This window comes from Mesorhizobium sp. M0618 (assembly GCF_040320765.1).
Taxonomy (GTDB): Bacteria; Pseudomonadota; Alphaproteobacteria; order Rhizobiales; family Rhizobiaceae; genus Mesorhizobium.
Window position 1 is genome coordinate 86,559 of record NZ_JAMYQH010000011.1, and the last position, 26,209, is coordinate 112,767.

Genomic DNA, 26,209 nt, shown 5'->3' on the forward strand with positions numbered 1-26,209 from the left:
CCTCCAGTCAGCGCGGCCGGCCGTATGAACCAGAAGAGGCGAGCGATTTCAGCTGCCGGACCGCCTTGATTTAACATTCCGATAGTTTCGGTGGGCTGATCGGGCGTCAGTTTCGGACGGCGTTCACCGTCGGGCGGCGCCAAATGCAGGAGGATTGATCTCTTTACGTATCATAAGGCTGATGCATGATATGGGAACAGATCATAACGTGTTGACTCCATCACTGGATAAGATACTCTGCCATATCATCCAGCGTTGGAATGGAACGTTTACGTATCATATGGACCCTCAATCGGAAATTCTACGCGAAATCGGTGGGCTTTTCAGGCAGGCGAGGCTGGCCGCTGCGATGACGCAAGAGCAGGTCGCTGATTTGGCGGGTATATCCCGTCCCCGATATCGCGACATCGAAAAGGGAGCCGCAGCCGCGCGTGCAACAACGCTCATGAATATCGCTCGCGCGCTCGGTCTGGAAATGATGCTGGTTCCGCAAGTCATGGTGCCGGCTGTCCAGGCTCTATTGCGTCCGCATGATGATGGCGATCGACCGGCCTTTGTTTCTCAACCTGACGATGACGATCATGCCTCCAGTCTTTCGCGCACCTAAGACGATCCCGTCGCTGGACGTGCTCTTGAACGCAGTGAAGATCGGCACGATCGTCAGGACGCCGGGTGATTTCAATGCATTTAACTTCGATGAGGCCTACCGCGCGACGGGCGGCTTTCCGGTTCTCAGCCTGTCGTTCCGGGCAGCGACGGGAGGATTGCGGAAAGATCCGAAGCCTCTGGCAAGCGCCTTGCCCGCTTTCTTCGCGAACCTCCTGCCGGAGGAGAAATTGCGGGAGGCGATGGAAAGGCACCACGAAGGCAATGTGCGGCCAGGCAATGACTTCGATCTTTTAGCGGCACTAGGCGCCGATCTGCCGGGAGCCGTACGGGCGTTGCCCAGTGACGGCGCGATAGCGGTTTCGCAGGATGCTTCAAAGGATCAGCCCAAGGCACGGTTCTCGCTTGCCGGCGTGCAGATGAAGCTGTCGGTCATGAAGAACATTGGAAAAGGCGGCGGCCTTACCTTGCCGATGGACGACGAGCAGGGCCGGTACATTGCCAAGTTCCCTTCGACGGCCTTTCCGGGCGTTTCCGAGAACGAATTCGCTAACCTGGCGCTGGCAGCAGCAATCGGCATGGACGTTCCTGAATGCGAACTGGTCGAGAAGTCCGATTTTGAGGGCGTTCCCGAAGAATTCAACACGCTGTCTGACGGCAAGGTCCTTCTCGTCAAACGCTTCGATCGCGGCGCCGGTGGCGAGAGGATACACATCGAGGATTTCGCTCAGGTCTTCGGTGTCTACCCTTCGCGCAAATATGAGGGGGCTGCTTATCACGACATAGCCTTGGCTCTTGGCGTGGCCGTCTCGCCTACGGCGGCTCTCGAGTTCGTCCGCCGCCTGGCACTGACCGTCATCACCGGCAATGGCGACATGCACCTGAAAAACTGGTCTTTGATCTATCCCGGTAACGGCGACAAGCCGGCGCTTGCACCAATCTACGACCTCCTATCCACCGTGCCATATATTCCCGCCGACGCCATGGCGCTGTCGCTTGGAGGAGAGCGCTCGTTCAAGGCGCTGGCAGCACCGCGATGGAAAGCATTTGCGAACCGTGCAAGGCTTCCGGAGCCAGCAGTCCTGAAGGCAGTGGTCGAGACGGTCAAACTCGTCAACGAGTACTGGTGGCGTCTGCCTGAGCGCGACGTTGTCGCAGCGAAAGTGCTCGAGCGGATCGACGGACATGTGAAGGCGATGACGCCGATACTGAACTCCTGTGCCGACAAGTGAGCCGACCCCCCGAATTGCTGATATAGCGGGACCATCCGCCTGTGGCACCGGATGAGTGGCCGCGGACCGATGGTATGCCAGCGTCGCGCGCAGGATTCTACGCAGTCTCGACGAGGACACGCGAGACGAAGCACGTCAGCTCGCTGGCACAGAAAGTTTCGCAGCTTCCCGCAAGTAGGTTGAGATGCTGTTCGTCCACTTCAACATAACGACGCGGTGCAAACGAATTCGGTGACTGAGGATCGCGATCCGACGCTTTGTGTCGCCAATGTCGCGTCCGCTACACGGGCTGTTCCGACGATCCTTTCTTGGAACTCAAGCTAAACCGCTGAAAAGCAACCATGAAATTATTCTTCGGTTGGATCAGCTCAAATTGGCATGAGTCTTGAGATCCTTAGGTGCGAGGCGGCTAGAGCTGCCCGACCGGCATTCAAGTCGCGGCAGCCGCGATGAATGGGAACGAAGGAAGGAAAGCTACATGTCAGGTTTGCGTCAGATCGCCTTTTACGGCAAGGGCGGCATCGGCAAGTCCACCACCTCCCAAAATACGCTCGCCGCCCTGGTCGACCTCGGGCAGAGAATCCTCATCGTCGGCTGCGACCCCAAAGCCGACTCCACCCGCCTGATCCTGAACGCGAAGGCGCAGGATACGGTCCTGCATCTCGCGGCAGAGGAAGGTTCGGTGGAGGACCTGGAACTCGCGGACGTGCTCAAGGTCGGCTACAAAGGCATCAAATGCGTGGAGTCGGGCGGCCCCGAGCCAGGTGTTGGCTGCGCCGGCCGCGGCGTGATCACCTCGATCAACTTCCTCGAGGAGAACGGCGCCTACGACGATGTCGACTATGTCTCCTACGACGTGCTCGGGGATGTGGTGTGTGGCGGTTTCGCGATGCCGATCCGCGAGAACAAGGCCCAGGAAATCTATATCGTCATGTCCGGCGAGATGATGGCGCTCTATGCCGCCAACAACATCGCCAAGGGCATCCTGAAATACGCCCATTCGGGCGGCGTGCGGCTCGGCGGCCTGATCTGCAACGAGCGCCAAACCGATCGGGAGCTCGACCTCGCCGAAGCGCTGGCTTCCAGGCTCAATTCCAAGCTTATCCACTTCGTGCCGCGCGACAACATCGTCCAGCACGCCGAGCTCAGGAAGATGTCTGTCATTCAGTATGCGCCGGACTCCAAGCAGGCCGGGGAATACAGGGCGCTGGCCGAGAAGATTCACGGGAATTCGGGCCAGGGCACCATCCCGACCCCGATCACCATGGAGGAGCTTGAGGACATGCTGCTCGACTTCGGCATCATGAAGACCGACGAGCAGATGCTTGCCGAGCTTCAGGTCAAGGAAGCGGCCAAAACTGCCGCACAGTAGCGACTGCTGCCGACATGAGGCGCCGCCTTACCTGGTGCGCCTTTCAAAGAACGGCGCCTCGTCGGTGAGGCGTCACCCTGAACCTTGAAAGGGGTCCCATGAGCCTGGAATACGAGAATGACGGTGGCCTCCATGCGAGGCTTATCGAGGAAGTGCTGTCGCAATATCCTGACAAGTCGGCGAAGCGCCGCAAAAAGCACCTCAGCGTCGCAAAGAGCGGCGACGAGGCTGGCGAGGAAAGCGAGGTCCTTTCCGAATGCGAGGTCAAATCGAACATCAAGTCCATCCCCGGCGTGATGACGATTCGCGGCTGCGCGTATGCCGGCTCGAAAGGCGTGGTGTGGGGTCCAGTCAAGGATATGGTCCATATCTCCCACGGCCCGGTCGGCTGCGGACAATATTCCTGGTCGCAACGCCGAAACTACTACGTCGGCACGACCGGCATCGACACATTCGTCACCATGCAGTTCACCTCCGATTTCCAGGAGAAGGACATTGTTTTCGGCGGCGACAAGAAGCTGGAACGGATCATCGACGAGATCGAGGAACTGTTTCCGCTGAACAAGGGCATGACTGTGCAATCCGAATGCCCGATCGGGCTGATTGGCGACGACACCGAAGCTGTGTCCCGCAACAAGGCCAAGGAGCACGAGAAGACAATCGTGCCGGTGCGCTGCGAGGGCTTCCGCGGCGTCTCGCAATCCCTCGGCCACCACATCGCCAACGACGCGATCCGCGACTGGGTGTTCGAGAAGAAGGACATCGAATTCGAGGCCGGCCCGTACGATGTCAACGTGGTCGGCGACTACAATATCGGCGGCGACGCTTGGGCTTCGCGCATCCTGCTTGAGGAGATGGGCCTGCGCGTGGTCGGCAACTGGTCGGGCGACGCTACGCTGGCCGAAATAGAGCGGGCGCCAAAGGCGAAGCTAAATCTCATCCATTGCTACAGGTCGATGAACTACATCTGCCGGCACATGGAGGAAAAGTATGGCATCGCCTGGATGGAGTACAATTTCTTCGGCCCCTCCCAGACTGAAGCCTCTCTGCGCAACATAGCCAAGCACTTCGGGCCGGAAATCGAGGCCAAGGCCGAGGCGGTCATCGCCAAATACCGGCCGTTGGTCGATGCCGTAATCGCCAAGTACCGGCCGCGCCTCGAAGGCAGGACGGTGATGCTCTATGTCGGCGGGCTGCGCCCCCGTCACGTCGTCACGGCATATGAGGACCTGGGCATGGTGATCGTCGGCACTGGCTACGAATTTGGCCATAACGACGACTATCAGCGCACCGGCCACTACGTGAAGAAGGGCACCCTGATCTATGACGACGTGACTGGTTACGAGCTGGAGAAGTTCATCGAAGGGATCCGTCCTGATCTCGTGGGCTCCGGCATCAAAGAAAAGTACCCGGTCCAGAAGATGGGCATACCGTTCCGTCAAATGCATTCCTGGGATTATTCCGGCCCGTATCACGGCTACGACGGCTTCGCCATCTTCGCCCGCGATATGGATCTGGCCATCAACAACCCGGTCTGGAACCTCTACGACGCCCCCTGGAAGAAAAAAGCCGAGCCGTGGGCGGCGATCGCAGCTGAATGAAAACCTGGCCTCCCGGAAGCCGGCAGGCCGTGAACGCCTGTGGCCTTTGTCCGCGGGAGACCTGAAAACGTTTCGACGTCCCTGTGCCGCCCTATGGCGGGCCAGATGGAAAGAGGTAACCACCCATGCCGCAGTCGGCTGAAAAAGTTCTCGACCACGCGCCCCTGTTCCGCGAGCCGGAATACAGGCAGATGCTAGCCGAGAAGAGGCTGAATTTCGAATGTCCTCACCCGGACCAGATCGTTACCGACCAAGGCGAATTCACCAAGACGTGGGAATACCGCGAAAAGAACCTTGCTCGCGAAGCGCTTGTCGTGAACCCCGCCAAGGCCTGCCAGCCGCTCGGCGCGGTGTTCGCGGCCGCAGGCTTCGAGCGAACCATGTCCTTCGTCCACGGCAGCCAGGGCTGCGTCGCCTATTACCGCTCGCACCTGTCGCGCCATTTCAAGGAGCCTGCTTCGGCGGTTTCCTCCTCGATGACCGAGGACGCGGCAGTGTTCGGCGGCCTGAAGAACATGGTCGACGGGCTCGCCAACACGTACCAACTCTACGACCCAAAGATGATCGCCGTCTCGACCACTTGTATGGCGGAGGTCATTGGCGACGACCTGCACAGCTTCATCGAGAACGCCAAGGACGAAGGCTCGGTCCCGCGCGACTTCGACGTGCCCTTCGCCCACACGCCGGCCTTTGTCGGCAGCCATGTCGACGGCTATGACGTTGCGGTCAAGGGCATTTTGGAGCATTTCTGGAAGGGCGAGGAGCGAACGGAAGCCAAGGGAACCATCAACATCATTCCGGGCTTCGACGGGTTCTGTGTCGGCAACAACCGGGAACTCAAGCGCCTGCTCGATCTGCTGGGCGTCTCCTATACCTTCATCCAAGACGCCTCTGACCAGTTCGACACGCCGTCGGACGGCGAATACCGCATGTATGACGGCGGCACGAAGATCGAAGACGTGAAGAAAGCACTCAACGCCGAGGCGACACTTTCGCTACAGCATTACAACACCCGAAAAACACTGGAGTATTGCGAGGGGGTAGGGCAGGCGACGGCCTCGTTTCATTACCCGCTCGGCGTCCAGGCGACCGACGACTTCCTGATGGAGGTCTCCGCGATTTCCGGCAAGCAAATCCCGGAGGCAATCCGCCTCGAGCGCGGCCGACTTGTCGATGCCATGGCGGACAGCCAATCCTGGCTGCACGGTAAGAAATACGCCATCTACGGCGATCCAGACTTTGTCTACGGCATGGCCCGCTTCATCATGGAAACGGGCGGCGAGCCGACCCATTGCCTCGCCACCAACGGCACCTCGGCGTGGGAAGCAGAGTTGAAGGAGCTGCTTGCATCATCGCCCTTCGGCAAGGGTGCTCAAGTCTGGGCGGGCAAGGACCTCTGGGCATTGCGCTCGCTGCTCTTCACCGAGCCGGTGGACCTGCTGATCGGCAACTCCTATGGCAAGTATCTGGAGCGCGACACGGGCACGCCGCTGATCCGGCTGACGTTTCCGATCTTCGATCGCCACCATCACCATCGGTTTGCGCTGATGGGCTACCAAGGCGGGCTGCGCGTACTGACGACGATCCTGGACAAGATCTTCGACAAGCTCGATCGCGAGACAAGCGAGACGGGCGTGACGGACTATTCGTATGACCTCACCCGCTAAGCTTGACGGTCGGCTTTGGCCGATCGTCTTCCCGAGGGACTTTGGAGACCGACGCAATGTCCTCGCTCAGAGCCAAAATCCAGGATGTCTTCAATGAGCCCGCCTGCGAGCAGAACCGCGACAAGGTTGCCAAGGCGCGCAAAAAGGGCTGTTCGAAGCCACTGACCCCCGGAGCGGCGGCCGGCGGCTGTGTCTTCGATGGCGCCAAGATCGTACTGCAGCCGATCACCGACGTCGCACACCTGGTCCATGGGCCGCTCGCCTGCGAGGGCAATTCCTGGGACAACCGCGGTGCGGCTTCGTCCGGGCCAACGCTGTGGCGCACAAGCTTCACGACCGACCTCACCGAACTCGATGTTGTGATGGGGCAGGGCGAGCGGAAGCTCTTCAAAGCGATCCGCGAGATCAAGGAAGCGTATGGGCCGCCGGCGATCTTCGTCTATTCGACCTGCGTGACGGCGCTGATCGGCGACGACATCGAGGCTGTCTGCAAGCGCGCGGCGGAAAAGTTCGGCTTGGCCGTTGTGCCGGTCAATGCGCCGGGCTTCGTCGGCTCCAAAAATCTTGGCAACAAGCTTGCCGGCGAGGCGTTGCTCGAGCATGTCATCGGCACGGCCGAGCCCGACGATGCCGGCCCTTACGACATCAACATCCTTGGCGAATTCAACCTCTCCGGCGAATTCTGGCTGGTGAAGCCGCTGCTGGATCGGCTCGGGATCCGGGTGCGCGCCTGCATTCCGGGTGACGCACGTTACGTCGACATTGCCGGCGCGCACCGCGCCCGGGCGGCTATGATGGTGTGCTCGACCGCGCTCATCAATCTGGCACGCAAGATGCACGAGCGCTGGGACATCCCGTTCTTCGAAGGCTCCTTCTACGGCATCACCGATACCTCGGATGCACTCCGGAACATAGCTGAGCTGCTCGTGAAGCAGGGTGCTGATCCGGAGATCCTCGGCCGCACCGAGCTATTGATTGCAGAGGAAGAGGCGATCGCCTGGAAGAAGCTAGCCGCCTACCGGCCGAGGCTCGAAGGCAAGCGCGTGCTGCTCAACACCGGCGGCGTGAAGTCCTGGTCGGTCGTCCATGCGCTGATGGAGATCGGGATCGAGATCGTCGGCACCTCTGTCAAGAAGTCGACCGTCGAAGACAAAGAACGGGTCAAGCAGATCCTCAAGGACGACAACCATATATTCGAGCAGATGGCAGCGCGCGAGCTTTACGCCATGCTCTCCGAACACAAGGCCGATATCCTGCTATCAGGCGGGCGCACGCAATTCGTCGCTCTGAAGGCCAAGACACCCTGGCTCGATATCAACCAGGAGCGCCAACATCCTTACGCCGGCTATCACGGCATGGTGGAACTCGTACGCCAGATCGACATCGCCATTCACAACCCGATCTGGGGGCAGGTGCGCGAGCCGGCACCATGGGATTGCCAGCCTGCGGTGAGGCAGGAACTGCCGCGCACGAAAAGCGAGACCGCGACCTTGCATGTTGTCCAGGAATTCGCCGGCACGACGGCCGGTGATTTCGGCGAGTGTTGAGGAGAGCCGATGGTCCGCATTCTTCCCCAGACCAAAGCGGCGGCGGTCAATCCGCTGAAGTCATCGCAGCCGCTGGGTGCCGCCTTGGCCTTTCTTGGCGTCGACGGCGCGATGCCGTTGTTCCACGGCAGCCAGGGCTGCACCAGTTTCGCGCTCGTGCTCTTCGTGCGGCATTTCAAGGAAGCCATCCCCTTGCAGACAACGGCGATGGATGAGGTGGCGACGATCCTTGGTGGGGCGGACCATCTGGAACAGGCGATACTCAACCTCAAGGCCCGCACAAAGCCAACGCTGATCGGGGTTTGCACGACCGCGCTGGTGGAAACCCGGGGCGAAGACTGCGCAGGAGATATCGCCAATATCAGGCTGAAGCGCACCAAAGAACTCGCAGGTACGGAGGTGGTGCTAGCCAACACACCGGATTTCTACGGCGCGATCGAAGAGGGCTGGGCCAAGGCTGTCACCGCTATGATCGAAAGGATTACGCGGCCCGGCGAGCAGGCGCGGCAGTCGAAGAAAATCGTGATCCTGCCTGGCTGGAACCTCACTGTGGCTGATATCGAGCATTTGCGTGAGATGGTTGAAAGCTTTGGACTGAAGCCGGTGATTCTGCCGGACGTCTCCGGCTCGCTCGACGGTACGGTGCCCGACCGGTGGGTCACGACCACCTATGGCGGCACCAGCGTCGAGGATATCCGCGAGCTTGGCATGGCTGTGCAATGCGTCGCGATCGGGGAGCATATGCGCCGCCCGGCCGAGCTGCTGCAGAGGTTGACCGGCGTGCCTTACGTGCTGTTCCGGTCGCTGACTGGATTGAAGGACGCCGACCGGTTCGTCTCGCTGCTGTCCGCGGTTTCGGGCGCGGCGGCGCCGGCTGGCGTGCGCCGTCGCCGGGCGCAGTTGCAGGACGCGTTGCTCGACGGACATTTCCACTTTGGAGGCAAGAAAATTGCGATCGCTGCAGAACCAGACCAACTCTACCAACTCGCGAGCTTCTTCACCGGCATGGGCTCCGAAATCGCGGCGGCGGTCACAACGGTCGCTATGTCGAAAATTCTGGAGGAAGTGCCGGCGCAGTCGGTTCAAATCGGCGATCTCGGCGATTTGGAAACGCTTGGCGCCGGCACTGATCTTCTCGTTACTCATTCCCACGGCCGCCAGGCGGCGCAGCGCCTCGGCATTCCGCTCATGCGCGTCGGCTTCCCGATCTTCGACCGGCTCGGGGCCCAGCACAAGCTCACAATCCTCTACCAAGGGACCCGCGACCTGATCTTCGAGGTTGCCAACATTTTTGAAGCCAACCGGCACGCGCCGACGCCTGACGCGCTTGATCCACTCCGTAAGCGAGAAATCCCAGATGAGCTCCGTTCGTCGCCTCTCGCTCGTCACTGACGAGGTTCGCGCACCGGCGCCGAAACGCCAAGCCGGCGCATTGCGCGTGGCAATCGCCACGCAGGACATGAAGAACCTCAACGCCCATTTCGGGTCGGCCAGGCGCTTTGCTGTCTACGACGTGATGCGCGAGGAGTGGAATCTCGTCGAAGCCGTGGCCTTCGACGACGTTTCCGACGAGAGCCGGAAGCACCGAACTGAGGGCGATGACCGCATCACCCCGAAGGTGGAGGCGCTGAAGGGCTGTCATCTCCTGTTTTGTCTGGCGATCGGCGGACCTTCGGCAGCCAAACTTGTTTCCGCAAAGATCCATCCGGTCAAAGTGCCGCAGCCCCAGACCATCCAAGAGGTGCTGTTGCGCACGCAGATGATGCTCAGGACGTGTCCTCCCCCTTGGCTGCGCAAGGTGCTGGCGCAGGCAGGTGTCGCTGAACAGAAACCCTCCTTCGAGGACGAGGGCTGAAATGAGGAGTAGCCGAAATGTTTGAAGCCGCTGTTAGCCCTGCCGCCACCGAGGACGAGGCGGCCCTTGCCACCCCGTTCGTCAAATGCCTCGTGCGGTTGATCCGTGCCAATGATTCCCACGGGTCATGGGAAGGCAAATCGGACCCCGAGCTGCTGGGCGACTTCATCATCACCAGGGAACAGCGCCGTGCAATTCCAATCATCGGCGATCCCGATCCGGACGTGCTGTGGAGGCTCGATAAGTTCTACACCGCCGTCGGGCTTGCGATTGAGGAGCGCACAGGCCTGATGGCATCGCCGATGATGGAGATGAGCCATGAGGGCTTCGGGCGCGTGCTCTTCACAGCCGGGCGGTTGGTCGTTCTGTCAAAGACCCTGCGCGACGTCCACCGGTTCGGTTTCGAGACGTTCTGGAAGCTCGCCGCGGCCGGTACCAAACTGGCCGGCGATGCCACCGCAGCCATTGAGGCTCATCCCGAGGTGGCGCGGGCGTGATGCAACCGACTTTCGATCGAGGGGATCATGTCAGGTCTTGAGGACATGCGGTGGCCAGCCCTCTCAATTGAGGCGGTCCAGGCCGATATGGTTCTTGGGGTAGCGCTGATGAAGCCAGGGGTACTGATCTGTTCGCAAGATGCGGAGTTGTATCTGTACTACAGCCACATTCTGGGGGTGGATGGCTTCAGGATTGAACTGGCCAGAAGCGTGGAGGAAGCGCTGGCATTAGCCAGTGAACGGGAGCCGCAGGCCGTGGTGCTGGACTGCCAGCCGGCAAGCTCGACAGGGTCTACCATCTGTGCCCAGCTCAAGGCGGAGTTCCGGAACAGAGGCCTGCTGGTTATTGCGCTGATCGCGCCCGGCGCCGAAAACCAGCAGCTCGATCTCTTGAAGGCAGGTATTGACGAGAGCTTTGTGCGGCCCTTCACGCCGGCGATGCTGCTCGACTATCTACGCACGAAGCTGGCGCTACCGAAGCCGGGTTCAAACGGGATCGAAAATGGCAGCTGGCTCTGCTGCGGCAGCCTTGAGATGAAGCTCGATGCCCACCGAGTTCGCGGCAATGGCCACGACATCCACCTCGGACCTCTCGAATTCAACCTGCTGCGGCAATTTCTTGAGGCTCCCGGCAAGGTCTTCAGCCGAGACGAGCTGATCGACGCGGCCTGGCCGGACAATATCCATGTCGGTGAACGCACTGTCGACGTCCATATCAGCCGGATCAGAAAGGCGCTGAAGGCTGCCTCGCCAGGTAGCGTCATTCGTACTGTCAGGTCTGCCGGCTACTCGCTCGAGAAGCTGGACGACTGAATCGCGAACGGATGGTGTGCCACTCTCCGTCTTCGTTGGAAGGCAAGTCTTGCGGTTCGAAACGCGCTACGGGCCCGACATCTCAGGGGGAAGCAGTCAGATGGCCTTCAAGAAAATACTCAGTGTGACGGGAGCTGACCATTCCGATCAGGACGTCGCAATAGCTGCTCGCTTGTGCGCCGAGGTCGGCGCGTATCTTTCCGTACTGATTATATCGCCTCCGCCGCTCCTGATGTCGCCTCCGCTTATTGGGTCCCCTCCGCCGTTGGGCGGTGGCATCCCCGAGTGGTCTAGACATCGCGCACACCACATTGCCGCACAGGAACAATTTTCACAGGAGATGGCCAACCTGGAAAAGACATGCAGGGAAATTCACAAAGTGCTGAGAGCCACGTGGCGCTGCTATGATGTCGACACCGAACACTGCGACAAGGCTGGCGTCGGTGACGCGGTGCGACAGCGGGCGCTCTGCACCGACCTGACAATCGTCGGCCCCGCACTTCTCAACGAGACTAGTCTCGGACCCCTTGTTATCAACGGCAGCTTGTTCGACACGGGAAAGCCGGTGCTTGTCGTACCGGAGGGCGCTGAGGCGACTCTGTCTCCACGGCGCGTGCTGGTCGGCTGGGATTCGCGAGTCGAGGCGTCCCGTTCGATTCGAGAAGCGCTGCATCTGCTAGCCGGTGCTGAGGAAGTTCGTGTCGCAGTCGTCGATCCGGAGGCGACCTGCACCGGAAACGGCGCCGAGCCGGGGAGCCGACATCGCTGCCTATCTCACTCGGCACGGTGCTCGGGTTTGGGTCGACCGGCTGGCGAGCCGCGGCAAACCGGTGGCCACGGTGCTAGCGCAGCACGCAATCGACACGTCTGCCGACGTGATCGTCATGGGCGCTTATGGCAGCCGCTGGTTGCGCGAGCGGCTCTCCGGTAGCGTGATAAGATGGATAGTTGGCACGCCTTTGCCGCTGTTTTTGGCCCGCTGACGGGTTCTGAAGTAGCACCGATGCTGTTCAAAGCTCTACTCCGCTGGCCACCTACCCTGATACCAAGTTGGAGGAAGGTCGCCGCAAACGAGCAGGTTTCGCGAAGCTCATGAGCAACTTGCAAGCGCCGTCGCAAAGAACATTCCCCGGACGCCTCTAACGCGCTCGGTGTCTGCTCGCCGGGACAACCCGTAACGCGCAGACAAACGGCCGGGCAGAAGCCCAGGCACCCTCAATGCGCTCGAAACACCAATACTCGAGCCGGCGTCAGGTCGAGAAAGAGAGTCGTTTCAGCGCGGCAGGCCGCGTTCGGACCATAGCCTCTTCGTATTAGCGTTATCAGGATTTCCCTCACCACTGGCCGGGAACGGAACATGGCAACGACGTGCAGCGGCCAAGGCACCGACCTTCGAGTCCGACGGTCGGGCTCTTGCCGGCCTCGGCGCGAACGGTGGCAGCAACGTGTCATCGCCTGGGATGGTAGCCGGGTCAGCGGCGAGGGCGCCGCATCTTCGGCGTTTTCAGTCTGCCCGGCCCACCGCGTGGCGACCGAGCGGCCTTGAGACCGGCCAATTCCGACAACGCTCACATTCGCACCAGGTGGTCCCCTGTAGGGCCTGCGCACAGGGACACAGAACAACAAAAGTAGGATCCGGGAGAGTTCACCGGCCCGGCACAGGCCGGCACTCATCATGGTTCTCTTCCCCACGATCATCATCTGGCGATAACGGTACTCGCGACCCGCAGCCGGACATAACCGGCGTCGTCGTGAAGAACTCCTGCGTCGCCACCAGGAATCAAGCGCAAAGCGGAAGAGGTAGGGCAGAGGCGATGCTCGGATGGAGCCGCGCCTGCAATCGCAATGGCGTTGCGCTACCACCTGAGCGACCGAAACGACAAGAAGCTAGCAACGCTTGAGGCGGACGATGATGACGAGGCTGCCGGTAGCCAACGCGGTCATGCATCTGTTCGTCCCTATATATCGAGACGTCGGTGGCCACGCATCTGCGCCGACGGGAAGCGGGTGATGCGTGTCCAAGACCTGACAGTGGCGGATAATCTGTCGCGTCCAATACAACCGGCGATCTTAGGCGCCGCAGAAGTCAATCAAGCATTTACCGCACGCTGAGCGCGTTGGCACGGCCTTTGCGAATTGAGATTCAGCAACACTGAGTGAAGGCTGACTGCACGCAGATGCGCAAGACGAACAATGCTCTCCCTTCGTTGAACCCTCGTGCCCCGTCTCAAAGGGGAACAAGCTTGCGCATAAGATCACGCAACCTTTGGCGACAGCTTTGGAGGGCAAGATGATGTTGCGGATGGGGTCACCGGCTCCTTCGATCAAAGTGGAGGACTGGCTGCGTGGCGAGCCCCTTGCGGACTTCCAGCCCGGCAAAGTCTATATCATCGAATTTTGGGCAACGTGGTGCGAACTATGTGCGGCGGAGATGCTCGAGCTGATGCAGCTACAGGAGAAATACAAGGACAGCGGACTTGAGGTCGTCGGGATCGCGGCTGATGAAGACGCTCCAACGGCCGTCGAGGCCCGGACCAAGTTGGACGCGTGGTTGGCCGAAAAGTGCCCGGATCTGAATCATCGGATTGCGTTCGACTACACAGGCGAAATGAAGAAGCTTTGGAGGGAACCCAGCTTTTGCGTCGGGATTCCGACCTCGTTCGTAGTCGACCGAGACGGCTGCATCGCCTTTATCGGTCATCCGTGCCAACTCGGTGAGGTTTTGCCGAAAGTGTTCAACGGCAGCTGGCCTACGAGCAACAAAGCGAAAGCCGCCGATCAGCAGCGGATTGCCACAAGCGAACCCCTGGCGCGCGGACAAGCGCTGAAGAAGCCGATCGATGACAGGTTCTGGGCGGCGGTGAAGCTGGAAGATTGGAAGACGGCGCTCTGGGCGATCGAAGAGGGCATCGCCTTGATGCCGGACGACCTCAATTTCCGCCTGGCCCATGCACATCTGTTGCTTCACAAAATACAAGACATGTGGACCGGCTTGCCCGTGATGCGCCAGTTGGTTCGCGACGCGATCGACAAAAATTCCGAGGATTGGATGGTTTCGGCGCTAGACCAACTTTTCCATCCGGCCAATCACCATTCGCGCCTTCCTGCTGAGCGCTTCGCGATGGGCAAGGAGCTGTCCGAACACATCCTGGCGCTGAATCCCCCGCAAGGCGACAGTCCAAAGTTCCGGTCCTATCCCGCGGTCGCCCGGTACTATTACGAGAACGGCAACAATGATCGCGCGATCGAATTGGTCGAACTGGCACTGACGTCGCTGGACGGTCCGGAGCCTATCCCAGCCGAATTGAAAGAGCAGCATCTGCGGGATTTGCTGCAGGCCCTTGCCAAGTACAGGGGTGCGAAGGCTTGTTGCGGCGCTCTCTTTGCGGCTGCGCAAAACAGTTTCCCGAAGGTGCCAAAGCGCGGTCGGCCAAGAAAGAAAGCTAAAAAAGGGTGATTGCTCGAAATTGCTTACTGGCCAATTCGTCCATTTCCCTCGCGCGACCGCAGCAAGGAGGGTCCATGCAGCACTTGGTCGATCGTTTGCAGCAGGACCGAGGCTCGAATCTTCATGGCCTCCGGCCGCATTGGGGCGGAAGTGATGTTCGACGCGAATTCGCGTGGAAGACTTCGCAGCCGAGGACGTGTTCAAGGTCGGCCAAAGGGACGTCAATTGCGTGGAATCAGCCGCGCCGAGCCGGGCGTCGGCTGTGCAAGTGTGCCCGAAGTAGGCGTGCCAGAAACAGACATCGTGCTTCGAGGAAGAGAACTGAAATGAGGAGAAGGCGAAATGTCTGATGCTGGTCAGTCATCCGGTCAACGAGGACGAGGCGGCCCTTGCCATGCCTTTTGTCACATGCCTCGTGCGGCTGATCCGTGCTCAAGACTCCTATGGCTCGTGGGAAAGGCAAATCGGACGCCGAACTGCTGGGCGACTTCATCATCACCAAAAAACAGCGCCGTGCGATCCCATCATCGGCGATCCCGATCCGGACGTGCTGTGGAGGCTCGATATGTTCTACACGGCCGTCGGGCTTGCGATCGAGGAGCGCTCCGGCCTGATGACATCGCCAATGATTGAGATGAAAACCGTAAGGCCTTCGGGCCCGTGCTTTTCACGGTCGGGCAGCTCGTCGTTCTGTCCAGACGTCCATCGGTTCGGCTTCGAGACGTTCCGGCAACTCGGGGAGGCCGGTGCGAAACTGGTCGACGATGCGCCCGCAGCCACTGAAGCTTATCGCGACGTGGCACGGGCGTGAAGACACCGATTTCGAGGAAGGGTTATGTCAAAGCTAGATGAGATGGGGACGAAAGTCCGAAAGCTTCAGCTGGGCGCGGCAATTGCCAAGATGAAATTGCGCGACCTTGCAGAGGATCTCCCGAGAAAATGGACGGAGATAGAGGAAGTTGCCGAGGAAGCGTCGGCCGTTTTTTCCGAGTTGGGTGGTGCCAGGAGAGAGCTCGTTGCAATGAAGAAGTTACCATGACGAGCACATTCATCACTCGCGACGGCTCCGGATGGGTGCCGGAATATCTCACCGCTATAAACGGCACGACCTGCATCGGCTGCGGTCGCTGTTTCAAAGTTTGCTCGCGCGAGGTCATGCATCTTTACGGCGTCGATGACACGGGTGAGATCCTCGGCCCCTGCGACGACGGGGATGACGATTTCGATGGCGAGCTCAATCGCATGATCATGGTCGTCGACCATCCCGGCCGCTGCATTGGCTGCGGAGCCTGCGCCCGCGTCTGCCCGAAGAACTGCCAGACCCATGTTGCGGCCGACAATGTCGCTGCATGATCTGGTGGACAATCCAGGAGAACGGCGTTGCCCCTTAGAATCTTTTATCGCGTCCTGTGCCTGGTCCTGTGCACCAACGCTTTGATCGTCTACGTCGCTTCTCATTCCATCCGCACAGTAGTTGTTACGACGCTAGCTTGTTCGCTGCTCCTTCAGCTGGCGTATTTCGCAAGCGTGCTCTTTCTGATCTGGCGGTCTGGTGGCAAAAGGGCTGAGCACTTCGGCAGTTGCAAGGAAGTCGGATCCGAGCCGCAAGACCTTGATGAGGTGACGAATGAATCCGCAGATTTGCTCAGCGCGACCAAATGCTGGCCATATCGCTGCTGCTGCCTTGAGGCGCCGTGACAAGGTCAGTGCTCAAGTTAGCGCCACTTTGGACCAACCATCGCTGTCGGGCGCCAGCGTCGTCCGGGAACTGGACGCCATCATCGCCCGCCGCGGCAGGTCTCGCACGATCGTCTCGGACAACGTCCTAAGAGCGGAAGGAAAATGGAGGAGACAGTCAAAGTCTCTCTGTTCGTCAACATGCTCTCGCCGCATGATGCTCGTCAAGTTCCATAGTCGAACCAGGCGGCTTCCACCGGCAAGGGAAAAGATCTCGTCCATAGCAAACACAGGGTACGCTGATAGCGGCCCTCACCGCCCTCAACACGAGCTTCTGATCCAGGTGGAAGACCCAAACATTATCTACAGGGTCATCGCAGCGATGCCCTTACGGCCTAGCTGACAGAGGTTCTTCCTCCTGGCACCCGCCCCTCAACGAAGGGCCGGTAATCGGAACCGCCTTTGACGACGGCGTGTACGACGCGCGCCATCTTGGCGGTAATAGCGGTCATCGCCTTGCGGCGCAGATCTGGATTGTCGCGATCTCTTGCGATGTTGCGTTCGAACTTGTGCCGGAATCCGTTCTCACGCTGTCGGATGGCAACTTGCCCGGCGATCCACAGGGTGCGGCGCAAACGAGCATTGCCGAATTTGGAAAGGCGGGTCTGGCCTCGATATTGACCGGACTTCTGTGGTCGAGAGGTCCAGCCCGCAGAACTTTAGAAACTGGCGATGATGACCGAAACGGCGAAGATCGCCGGCTTCGGCAGTGACGGTCAATGCGTTGATCGGTCCGATGCCAGGGATTTGTCGCAGGAGCTGATAATCTGGCTGTGCCGCAGCAGATCGTCGGCCTGTGCTTCGATCTCATTGCGTTGCCGGATCAGGCTGCGTACTTCGTCAATGACCATCCGGAACATGCGAATGGCAGGGGCATCAAGTGGCAGCTGCAATCCCATCGATGAGCGCGCCGTCTCGAAAATATCCATCAGAATTTTTGTCTTGCTGACCTTGCGGCCGACGACATCCCAAGCTGCTGCCACAAACTCCTCCTTCGTCAGCGCCGTGATGCTTGCTGGGGTCATGGTGCCGCAGGCCGCGTCATTGCCAAAGAGCCTGACTTCTTCAACAGCCTGCTGGTCTTGGTCTAGCTCCTTCTGGTATCTTTCGGCTTTTTCACTCCACCGACTAAGGCATTCCGGAAGAACTAGATTCCTTCACCTGGGCAGTCAACAGCTGCCTTCGTCGGTTCCCTGCAGCATCTCCTTGTCCAGCGACAGGTCGGGCGACCAGCTTTCTGAGCTTGCGGTTCTCGTCCTCGAGCTGCTTCAGCCGCTTCATCTCTGTCGGCAGCAGCCCGTCATATTTCGTCTTCCAGTTGAAATAGGTCGCCTGGCTGATCCCGGCCCTCCGGCAGATCTCCGCCACAGCAAACCCATCCGCTCCCTGCTTCAGAATGAACGCCTTCTGCGCGTCCGAAAACTTCGATGCTTTCATCGCTTCCGCTCCTCTCCCAGCCGGGAAACTACAGCGGAAAACTCCAATTCTGAACGGTCCAGTTTCGGGGGATCAGATCAAACTGGAAGGCCCGCTTCGGCGGGATGGATATCTTCCGAGGCTCGGCGACTTAAGGCGCTGGAGGACGAGAACACGCGGCTAAAGCGGCTTCTGGCCGACGCGATGCTCGACAATGCCGCGTTGAAGGATCTTCTCGGAAAAAATGTATGGTCCGCCTCGTCCGTGCAAGGGTTCACGACAGCGCCGATGACGATTCCAGTTGCATAAATGTATCCGGCCTCTCGCGAGCGGGCTGCTGTTGCAGCCAGGCCATGATGAGATCCGCGCACACCGTTCCCAATAAATGGTTCGGGCACGAAGCCCGCTTTTTTGCACAGGGCTTACGGCATGCTGATCCACTGTTTCGTCATCACTATTCCCGAGCCTTGCAATCGAGCCGCAAGCGTCAGGCGAATGCAGGATCCCTGCGTTCGTAGAGCGCTCCCGGCTTGGTCAGAACAACCCAGACAATACGTGCCATCTTGGCGGCGAGTGCGACAACGGCCTTGTTCGGATGCATTCGGCTCTGCAGCCCATCGAGCCAGCTTCCAAGGCGATCCCGGGTTCGATCCAGATGTCTGAAGCAGGATCGCGCGCCATGAACGAGGAGCTTGCGGACGTAGCGGTTCCCGCGCTTGCTGATGCCGAGGAGCTTCTGCTTGCCCCCGGTCGAGTGTTCCCGCGGGACAAGGCCCAGCCATGCAGCCAGATCGCGGGCCTTCTGGAACTGGCGTCCGTTGCCGACTGCCGCAAGAAGGGCGGTGGCGCCCAGTGCTCCGATGCCGGGGATCGTCATGAGCCGGCGGGCAACATCTTCTCGATCTGCGATCGCAGCTATCTCCCTTGTCACGTCCTGAATGCGCTGCTCTAGCTGGTGGAGGTCGGCGAACAGATCCGTGAGCAGTTTGCGCATCGCCGGCGATAGGTCGTTCGACGCATCGTTGAGAACCAGCGGCAGTCGAGCTTTAACAGGCCTGCCCCCTGGCGTAGGGCGATCCCGTATTCGAGGCAGAAGGCTCTCATCTGATTGATCAGACGAGTTCTCGTTCCGATCATCTGGTCCCGCACCCGGTGCAAAGCCTGAAGATCGGCTTGTTCCTCGCTCTTGAGTGCAGCAAACCGCATTGTTGGCCGCGTGGCCGCCTCAGCGATCGCCTCCGCATCGATGGTGTCGGTCTTGTTCGACTTGACGTAGGGCTTCACGAACTGCGCGGGGATCAAGCGCACCTTATGTCCGAGCGCCTGTATCTTCCTCGCAATCCATTGAGATCCGGCGCACGATTCCATGCCAACGATCGCCGGCGCGGCTCGCTCGAAGAATTGTAGCAGCGTGTCACGTCGGAAACGAACCTTTTGAACTGGCACGCCGTCGCTTCCGAGGCCAACGACGTGGAATATGTTCTTACCGATATCGATTCCGTAGACTGCGGCAGGACGCGGCACATTACGTTGTGGCATTGCAACCTCCTTCGACTTTACAGCCTCATGATGCGGCAGGAGGACGAGGCGGACCTCCCATTAATGGTGACGCCCGCGGCCAAGCGGAAAGCTGTCGCTCGCCTGAAGGAAGGCTTTGGGATGAGCGAACGGCGGGCGTGTAAAGCCATCGGCTGTTGCCGCATGACGGTTCGTTACGAGATCAGCAGGCCGGACGACCGCGAGGTTCGCGAGCGGATGAAGGCGATCGCGCAGGAGCGTCGCCGGTTCGGCTACCGGCGTCTTCTCGTGATGCTGAGGCGGGAGGGCCTGGTCGTGAACCACAAGAAGCTGTTCCGGCTCTATCGGGAGGAGAAGCTCGCCGTTCGCCGCCGTGGCGGCCGCAAACGGGCGATCGGGACCAGGGCGCCGATGCTAGTGCCGCTGAGGCCCGACGAGCGCTGGTCGCTCGACTTCGTATCGGACCAACTCACCGACAGGCGCCGCTTCCGCATCATGGCCGTCGTCGACGACTGCACGAGAGAGTGCCTGGCACTCATCGTTGATACGTCTCTCTCGGGCATGCGGGTTGCCCGCGAATTGGACCGGCTCATTGCCGAGCGCGGCCGGCCGAGGATGATCGTCAGCGACAATGGCAGCGAGTTCACCTCGAACGCCATCCTCTCCTGGGCGGATCAGAACCGCGTCGAATGGCATTACATTGCGGCCGGCAAGCCGATGCAGAATGGCTTCATCGAGAGCTTCAACGGCTGACTGCGCGATGAACTGCTCAACGAGACGCTGTTTACCTCGCTTGCCCAGGCGCGCGTAGCAATCGCCCTGTGGCGCGCCGACTACAACATCGCGCGGCCGCACTCCCAAATCGCCTGGCAGACCCCGGCCGAATTCGCCAGCACCTTCAATCCGCGACGGTCGCTCGCGCTCCGCTATGCCAACTGCTCCGCGCCAACGACCGTCGCTTCACCCGCCCAGCAGGGCACAACCCACGCCGGAAACGAACTCAAAATTGGATAGAAACTGGGGGCAAGGTCACGGCCGAAGGATCGTGCTTACTGGCCGGGCCTTTCCGTCTGCGTTGTTACCTCCGCTGCCGTCGGCATTTGCCACTCGTGCCAAGACAGCTCGTCTGTCGCCAAGGGATTCGGGGCAACGCCGGAGGTTCTCAGCGGCGCAGATTACGTTCATGCTGCGTCAGCCGGAGGAGTGGCGCTGTTGCGCACGAATCCAGATTAGCGGCGAAGCTCTCCGAGGATTGAGGCGCTTTGTTCTTTCGCCCCGGCACACAACGTCACGTTCGAGGTCCAGGCTTGCGAACTCCTCCGCAGAGCAGAACATTCCGGCTCGACGCTAGCAGGCCGAACATAAAACTCTCAACACCCTGCCCACCTGCGCTGATGCTGAGAGCAAGCGCCGCGAAACTTTCACACTTCGCCAAGGGTCGGAAATGGTGTGATCAACAATTCGGTAGAGTCGACAGCCTGTTGAACTATCGCCTTGCTCTGAGCACAGCTGGGTGAGGCGGCGATCACGTGTCCTATATAATCTCGGTAATTGCCTTTCCTGGTGACCGGCATTCCGGGTTGAACATAGAATTTGACCTCGGCTACACCTGGTATAGCAGCCGCCCGAGTGCCGTCGATCCAATCGAGAATACCATCGTGATCTGGAACGAGGATCCGCGCGATAGCAGTGTTCGAATGCCTTCTGCGCAAATCAGGTTTGTCGCCGATGACAACCTTGATGTGCTCGTAAACCAGATCAACACCGTAAGCCAACTGGACCAGTTCAGGAAACGGCGTGCCAGGCATACGTGGATTGACCTCAATAACGACCGGGCCACGCGTCGTCCACCGGAGTTCAATGTTCGTTGGTCCCCATCCGAGGCCGAGAGCTCGCAAACAGGCCAGCGAGACATCAGCTATACATTTATACTCCTCATCATTCAGGGAGGCCGGATAGGTCACTTCCCGAAAGATGAAATGGGGTGGGGGCCATAACTCAGCAGTACCAATCGAAACGACCTCATCTCCCATTATGTCAGCTTCATAGTAAGGACCTTGCGCGAATTCTTCGAGCAGTATCCTAGGCGAAGACCGCCATAAGGCTTTGTTGCCCAGTAAGTAAGCGGTATGTTCGGCTAGCTCATCGAGGGTGCGGCATAGTCGGACGCCGCAGCTTCCGCTGCCTGCAGCCGGCTTGAGAATAACCGGAAGGGTCATCTCCGCAGCTGAGCGTTCAACGTCAGCCGCGTTCGATGCTAGGCGATAGGTAGGCACTGGAACGCCGGCAAGTGCAAGGAGCTGACGTTGAACGAACTTGTCACAGCATCGTTCCATTGATGTAGGGTTAGGTCCAGGTAGATTGAGGTACCGGCAGAGTTTAGCAGCCGTCACACAGGCCGACTCGTCGGCGCGCGAAAACCCGGTAACGCCAGCAATATCATAGGACGAAGATAGGCGGGTACATTCGCGAGACAGCGATTCCAGACCGTCAGTATCGACACCGATTGCCTTAACGTTTTCCGCCGAAAGATAGCCGTACTGAGCTGGATCAGCCGACAGGGTAATTGGTTGAAGACCAAGGCGCTTAGCCGCTTGAACGTATTGCAGGCCCAAGCGCGGATGACCCTCAACCAATATAAGAGCTCTTGTTGCCACTTGTTGACTCCGATTTTGCATGCTGGGCGCGGTCGAAGCTAAGATCGGCATCAGCCAATCTTAGCCGTGGTGAAGATACCATTAGGAGCGGATCGGCGGCCACAAAGCTTTTGTAAACTTATGTGAGAAATGTGTTGCGATGTTTTGGCGCAAATCGACGTCAATTGGCAGGATCAGGTCAGTATCACATGTGCTGCAGTGAAAAAGCGCTGTTCGCGTGCGAGCGATGCCTCGTAGAGCGGGCTCACGAGAGCTTTAGGGTCTGGACCCATAAAAGGGGTTCCTCTGCCGGCGGGATTGTGGTTCACGGGTCTCTGAGGGGGACCACTCATGAATCGCGAATATTTCTGGCTCAGCGTTGAGCAGTTTGAGTTGCTTGAACCACATCTGCCGACCGGCACCCGAGGCAAGCCGCGCGTCGATGATCGCCGCGTGATCAGCGGCATTATTCATGTGGTGAAGAGTGGCGGACGCTGGGTCGACGCTCCGTCGGTCTATGGACCGCGCAAGACCCTCTACAACCGTTTCCAGCGCTGGTCGGCCAAGGGCGTTTGGAGTGCCATTTTCCATGCTCTTGCCAACGCCGGCGGGCCTCCGGCCGAGCTTCTCATCGTCTCATCGTCTCATCGGCGGTAAGGGCGCATCGCTGTGCGGCCGGCGGCAAAGGGGGGGAGCAAAATCAGGCCATCGGTCGCTCGAGAGGCGGACGGACTACCAAAATCCATGCCCTGACGGATGGATTCTGCCGGCCGGTCGCCGGTGGCCAGGTCGCCGATTGCACTGCCGGGGCGCTGCTGATCGAGCAGATGCCGGCGGCGCCAATCCTGCATGCCGACAAAGGCTATGACAGCAATGCCATACGGGAGCAGGTTCGCGGACGCGGCGCCTTCGCCAATATCCCGCCCAAGGCGAACCGAAAATGGAAGAATTGTTTCTCGCCCTTCCTCTACAAGGACCGCAATGCGATTGAGCGCATGTTCTGTCGCATCAAGGACTTCCGTCGCATCGCAACTCGCTACGATCGGCTCGCCCGCAACTTCCTCGCCGCCGTCTGCATCGCTGCAACCGTCAGCTACTGGTTATGAGTCTTAGCCCTAGTATGCAACATTCCATTGCAAGTCCATTGCGCTCCTGTAACGAAGTATAACGTAGTTTTCACATTGTGTTCACGAACTTAGTATGAAAGTTCGGCAGAAGGTGGCCAATAATGCTTGAATGTCGATATCCAATAAGATAGGTCTTGGTACAAGAGTCAGTTAGGACAATCGCATAGGCGTCGTGGAGGTATTGGTCTGGATCGGGAAAGGGGCCCAAATGGGAAGCAACTAACCACGTTGTCATGGATATGCGTCTAAAATAGGGTATACTGCCAGGGCAGTTTATCTGTGCACTGCTTTTAGCGACCATTGCGACATATGCACAATACGCTTTCGGACGTGTTTAGAAGCGCGTGGGGGTGGCTGCCGGAGTCTGCGGAGCCACATCAGCTCTGCGGCAGTGAATATCAATTCGGCTAAAAAAGTTCCCATTTCACTTCCCATTTCACACTGATGGCACAGCAATGATGGAATTCACTCCGTTCTCAATAAAAGAATTGGTTGTCGATAACAGGAGAGTACGGTTATGATCGAGAACTGCAACGGTATGGACGTGGCGAAGTATGCCAAATTATATTCAATTCGCTCTGTGTTCTCGCTGGAGAGAGCAAAGCAATCCGACGAGGTGTTTATCGCAAATGTGAACGGAGAGGATTTCCACTTTTCCATGCACGACTATGGAGAAATGTACAAGATACCGAACTTATACGATGCGATGATCTACGGGCACTTGAGATGCGAGACGCCATTCGCGCTTGCTAGAGAGTTCGGACGAATTTTGTTCGAGCACAGGGTTGATCCGTCGGCCTTGAGGGTGCTGGAGGTTGGGGCTGGTTCTGGCGCTTTCGCGGAGGCTGTCCGTTTGGCGATGCCTATCGGACGCATGGTTGGGCTCGACATCATTGAAGAGGCTCGTGTCGCTGCCGATCGAGACCGGCCGGGTATATATGATGGCTATATCGTAGCCGACCTTTGCGCTCTCAGTTCGGAAGCGAAGGCGGAGATCGCGAGCCTATCACCAAACTGTGTAGGCGTAGCCTCTGCGACGGGCTGGAACAACCATATTCCGGTGGCGGGTTTCGAACGAGCCTTCAGCGTACTTGAGCCGGGTGGCTGGTTCATTTTTCACGTTAAGCCAAACGATCCGGACCCCGAATGCGTGGCACTTCTGCAGTGGATAGAAGCCAAGGTGAAGACAAGCTATATCGTCGATTCAAAGCGAGGAAAGATATTCCACCGTATGAGCGTCCACGGAGAGCGAATTTACTATGATTACGTGATTGGGCGGAAGCAAATCGCTATGTGATCTTCGGTGCCTGTTCGTCCTGCTGTTCTTCTTTGAGAGCGGCCTTGTGGTGAGCCCATCCGGGACATGGGGCCAGAGCACGGAAGTGCGGACAGGCCGTCTTTGGGGCTGGAGCCCGATGGACGCGGACGATGGGAACACCATTGAGCGAGGATCTTCGGTCGCGGGTGTTAAAGGCTTCGGACGAGGGTATGGAGCGGAAGCTCGTGTTCGTATGAGATCGGCCTCTCCACAAAGTGGCCCCGTGGAAGAGCGCCGCGCGGCGAGCGCTGCCGGGCGGGTATGCCGATCACGACCTTCACTGGAGCCCTGCGGCTGGTGGGCACGACTGCGCTTTCGTCTACGATGGCGCCATGAACGGCAACGTGTTGCTGGCCTATGTCGAGCAGGTGCTGGTCCGACATTGTCGGGGGCGACGTCATTGATTTGTGTAAACGCCGGTTGATGCAAGAGAAGCTTTGAGCGCGGAGCGTTGTGCTGACATGTGTCCGGCTCTTGGTTGTGTGCGCCAAGTTCTGCAGAAACGGGGCGGCCATGAAGCTGGTCATGCAGCTTGGCGCAGAGCGAGCTTCTTGTGCTCGCGCAGGTCGTCCATGTTGATGTAGCGGTTGGCCTCCATCCAGTTTTCGTTGGTCTCGACGGCGAGCGCCCTAACGAGGCGCAGGCAGCTTTCGGCGTTTGGGAAGATGCGCACGACATAGGTGCGCCGGCGGATTTCCTCGTTGAGCCGTTCGAGCATGTTGGTGGACTTTAGGTGCTTGTGATGCTGACGCGGCAGCCGGAAGAAAGTCAGCGTCTGTTCTATAGCTTCTTCCGCCCAGGTGGTCAGTCGCGGGTAGCGGGCGGACCATTTGGACAGCCATGCGGCGAGATCGGCCTTGGCCTCGGCGAGATCGCGCCGGTCGTAGAGCCAGCGCAGTTCCTGCAGGCAATCGTCGCCGTGCTTCCTGGGCAGATGATCGAGCGCGTTCCTGAGGAAGTGGACGTAGCAGCGCTGCCATGCGGCTTCCGGGATCACCTCGCCGATCGCCGCGACCAGGCCGGCATGGTCGTCGGACACGGCCAGTTCGACGCCCTTGAGGCCGCGTCGTTTCAAGCCGACGAGGAAGTCCTTCCAGGCCGAGCGGCTCTCGCGATTGGCCATCTCCACGGCCAGGATTTGCCGGCGCCCGTCCCAGTCGATGCCGACCGCGATCAGCACCGCCTGGCTCATCACGATGCCGGCTTCGCGCACTTTCTCGTAGCGGGCATCGAGAATGAGGTAGGGGAATGGCTCCTGAAGCGGTCGTTCGGCAAACGCCTTCAGGCTCTCGTCCAAGCGCTTGTTGATGGCCGAGATCGACGAAGCCGAGAAGGCATGACCGCACAGCTCTTCGGTGATCGCCTCGACCTTTCTGGTCGACACGCCCTGCACATACATCTCGCAAGCTTGGCCACCAAGGCGCGCTTGGAGCGCTGGTAGCGCTCGCACAGCTCGGTGGAGAAGCGGCCGGCCCGGTCCTGCGGAACCCGCAGCTCCAGCTTGCCGACCCGCGTGATCAGGGTGCGGCCGTAATAGCCCGAGCGATAGCCCAGACGATCAGGCGTTGCTCGCTCTTGGAAGCACCCAGCGCCTCGTCCATCTCGGCCTCGAGCACCTCCTGCGTCACCGCGCGGATCACTTCGTGCAGCCCATCCGGGTCCGAAAGCAGAATGTCTTTGACGGCAGCGATGGCGGATTTATCTTCGGTCTTGGTCATGGTGGCGTTCCTTCGCGGGAATCAGGTGACATTGAACATCACCAGCCTGCCATGACCGCCCCTCTCAGCGAATTTGCAGAACTCTCAGCACACTACCCGGC

19 protein-coding genes and 7 pseudogenes are annotated in these 26,209 nt (G+C 59.5%); 21 read left to right on the forward strand and 5 right to left on the reverse strand.

What is annotated here, in order from left to right; all coding sequences use genetic code 11:
• Positions 1 to 280 precede the first annotated feature (280 nt).
• The 16 genes from NKJ04_RS14120 (at position 281) to NKJ04_RS14195 (ending at position 16,336) form a co-directional block, all read left to right on the forward strand.
• Positions 281 to 607, forward strand: coding sequence for a helix-turn-helix domain-containing protein (locus tag NKJ04_RS14120; protein WP_352675877.1), 327 nt, complete (start codon positions 281 to 283; stop codon positions 605 to 607).
• On the forward strand, positions 582 to 1,838 hold the full coding sequence (locus tag NKJ04_RS14125; RefSeq protein WP_352675880.1) for a type II toxin-antitoxin system HipA family toxin: 1,257 nt from the start codon (positions 582 to 584) through the stop codon (positions 1,836 to 1,838). Before NKJ04_RS14120 ends, NKJ04_RS14125 begins: the two co-directional genes overlap by 26 nt.
• A 478-nt stretch (positions 1,839 to 2,316) precedes the next feature.
• Positions 2,317 to 3,210, forward strand: coding sequence for a nitrogenase iron protein (gene nifH, locus NKJ04_RS14130; protein WP_023763052.1), 894 nt, complete (start codon positions 2,317 to 2,319; stop codon positions 3,208 to 3,210).
• Between the two features lie 98 nt (positions 3,211 to 3,308).
• Complete coding sequence (nifD, locus tag NKJ04_RS14135) at positions 3,309 to 4,811, forward strand: nitrogenase molybdenum-iron protein alpha chain (protein WP_352675723.1); 1,503 nt, start codon at positions 3,309 to 3,311, stop codon at positions 4,809 to 4,811.
• Positions 4,812 to 4,936: 125 nt separating this feature from the next.
• Complete coding sequence (nifK, locus tag NKJ04_RS14140; protein ID WP_352675725.1) at positions 4,937 to 6,478, forward strand: nitrogenase molybdenum-iron protein subunit beta; 1,542 nt, start codon at positions 4,937 to 4,939, stop codon at positions 6,476 to 6,478.
• A gap of 56 nt (positions 6,479 to 6,534) precedes the next feature.
• A complete protein-coding gene (gene nifE, locus NKJ04_RS14145) occupies positions 6,535 to 8,025 on the forward strand; it encodes a nitrogenase iron-molybdenum cofactor biosynthesis protein NifE (protein ID WP_352675727.1) in 1,491 nt (496 codons plus the stop codon).
• 9 nt (positions 8,026 to 8,034) lie between these two features.
• Positions 8,035 to 9,417: a nitrogenase iron-molybdenum cofactor biosynthesis protein NifN gene (nifN, locus tag NKJ04_RS14150; protein WP_352675728.1), complete on the forward strand. Its 1,383-nt coding sequence runs from the start codon at positions 8,035 to 8,037 to the stop codon at positions 9,415 to 9,417.
• Positions 9,383 to 9,880 carry a nitrogen fixation protein NifX gene (gene nifX, locus NKJ04_RS14155; protein ID WP_352675730.1) on the forward strand — a complete coding sequence of 166 codons (498 nt, stop codon included), beginning with the start codon at positions 9,383 to 9,385 and terminating at the stop codon, positions 9,878 to 9,880. Before nifN ends, nifX begins: the two co-directional genes overlap by 35 nt.
• A gap of 17 nt (positions 9,881 to 9,897) precedes the next feature.
• A complete protein-coding gene (locus NKJ04_RS14160; protein WP_286461356.1) occupies positions 9,898 to 10,377 on the forward strand; it encodes a NifX-associated nitrogen fixation protein in 480 nt (159 codons plus the stop codon).
• A 27-nt stretch (positions 10,378 to 10,404) separates the two neighbouring features.
• Positions 10,405 to 11,190: a response regulator transcription factor gene (locus NKJ04_RS14165; RefSeq protein WP_352545596.1), complete on the forward strand. Its 786-nt coding sequence runs from the start codon at positions 10,405 to 10,407 to the stop codon at positions 11,188 to 11,190.
• A 698-nt stretch (positions 11,191 to 11,888) separates the two neighbouring features.
• Positions 11,889 to 12,173 (forward strand): universal stress protein, encoded by a 285-nt coding sequence (locus NKJ04_RS14170; RefSeq protein WP_352675733.1) that lies wholly within the window; start codon positions 11,889 to 11,891, stop codon positions 12,171 to 12,173.
• Between the two features lie 1,307 nt (positions 12,174 to 13,480).
• A complete protein-coding gene (locus tag NKJ04_RS14175) occupies positions 13,481 to 14,647 on the forward strand; it encodes a TlpA disulfide reductase family protein (RefSeq protein ID WP_352675736.1) in 1,167 nt (388 codons plus the stop codon).
• A gap of 340 nt (positions 14,648 to 14,987) precedes the next feature.
• Positions 14,988 to 15,449, forward strand: a complete 462-nt coding sequence (locus NKJ04_RS14180; protein ID WP_352675738.1) for a DUF269 domain-containing protein — start codon at positions 14,988 to 14,990, stop codon at positions 15,447 to 15,449.
• A 24-nt stretch (positions 15,450 to 15,473) separates the two neighbouring features.
• On the forward strand, positions 15,474 to 15,677 hold the full coding sequence (locus tag NKJ04_RS14185; protein WP_352675740.1) for a CCE_0567 family metalloprotein: 204 nt from the start codon (positions 15,474 to 15,476) through the stop codon (positions 15,675 to 15,677).
• Positions 15,674 to 15,991, forward strand: a complete 318-nt coding sequence (gene fdxB / locus NKJ04_RS14190; protein ID WP_352675742.1) for a ferredoxin III, nif-specific — start codon at positions 15,674 to 15,676, stop codon at positions 15,989 to 15,991. Before NKJ04_RS14185 ends, fdxB begins: the two co-directional genes overlap by 4 nt.
• Positions 15,992 to 16,072: 81 nt before the next feature.
• Complete coding sequence (locus NKJ04_RS14195) at positions 16,073 to 16,336, forward strand: exopolysaccharide production repressor protein (RefSeq protein WP_352675883.1); 264 nt, start codon at positions 16,073 to 16,075, stop codon at positions 16,334 to 16,336.
• Between the two features lie 374 nt (positions 16,337 to 16,710).
• Here the strand turns inward: NKJ04_RS14195 and NKJ04_RS14200 are convergent.
• Positions 16,711 to 17,397, reverse strand: a pseudogene (locus NKJ04_RS14200) (transposase); the annotation flags it as partial.
• A gap of 171 nt (positions 17,398 to 17,568) precedes the next feature.
• A pseudogene (locus NKJ04_RS14205) lies at positions 17,569 to 17,812 on the reverse strand (transposase); the annotation flags it as partial.
• Between the two features lie 83 nt (positions 17,813 to 17,895).
• Here NKJ04_RS14205 and NKJ04_RS14210 point away from each other — a divergent pair.
• Positions 17,896 to 18,040 (forward strand): annotated as a pseudogene (locus tag NKJ04_RS14210) (transposase); the annotation flags it as partial.
• A 238-nt stretch (positions 18,041 to 18,278) separates the two neighbouring features.
• On the opposite strand, the pseudogene NKJ04_RS14215 reads toward NKJ04_RS14210, so the two are convergent.
• Positions 18,279 to 19,330 (reverse strand): annotated as a pseudogene (locus NKJ04_RS14215) (IS110 family RNA-guided transposase).
• A 63-nt stretch (positions 19,331 to 19,393) separates the two neighbouring features.
• Between NKJ04_RS14215 and NKJ04_RS14220 the strand changes: the two are divergent.
• Positions 19,394 to 20,323 (forward strand): annotated as a pseudogene (locus NKJ04_RS14220) (IS3 family transposase); the annotation flags it as partial.
• 407 nt (positions 20,324 to 20,730) lie between these two features.
• On the opposite strand, the gene NKJ04_RS14225 reads toward NKJ04_RS14220, so the two are convergent.
• A complete protein-coding gene (locus tag NKJ04_RS14225) occupies positions 20,731 to 21,966 on the reverse strand; it encodes an ATP-grasp domain-containing protein (protein ID WP_352675744.1) in 1,236 nt (411 codons plus the stop codon).
• Positions 21,967 to 22,296: 330 nt separating this feature from the next.
• Between NKJ04_RS14225 and NKJ04_RS14230 the strand changes: the two genes are divergently transcribed.
• The 3 genes and pseudogenes from NKJ04_RS14230 to NKJ04_RS14240 form a co-directional block, all read left to right on the forward strand.
• Positions 22,297 to 23,051, forward strand: a protein-coding gene (locus NKJ04_RS14230; protein ID WP_502897921.1) for an IS5 family transposase whose coding sequence is annotated in 2 segments (ribosomal slippage) — positions 22,297 to 22,588 and positions 22,588 to 23,051 — 756 coding nt in all. Because the reading frame shifts where the segments join, the coding sequence is not laid out codon by codon here.
• A gap of 538 nt (positions 23,052 to 23,589) precedes the next feature.
• Positions 23,590 to 24,369 (forward strand): class I SAM-dependent methyltransferase, encoded by a 780-nt coding sequence (locus NKJ04_RS14235; RefSeq protein WP_352675747.1) that lies wholly within the window; start codon positions 23,590 to 23,592, stop codon positions 24,367 to 24,369.
• Positions 24,370 to 24,585: 216 nt separating this feature from the next.
• Positions 24,586 to 24,767, forward strand: a pseudogene (locus tag NKJ04_RS14240) (IS630 family transposase); the annotation flags it as partial.
• 146 nt (positions 24,768 to 24,913) lie between these two features.
• On the opposite strand, the pseudogene NKJ04_RS14245 reads toward NKJ04_RS14240, so the two are convergent.
• Positions 24,914 to 26,108, reverse strand: a pseudogene (locus NKJ04_RS14245) (IS256 family transposase).
• Between the last annotated feature and the right edge of the window lie 101 nt (positions 26,109 to 26,209).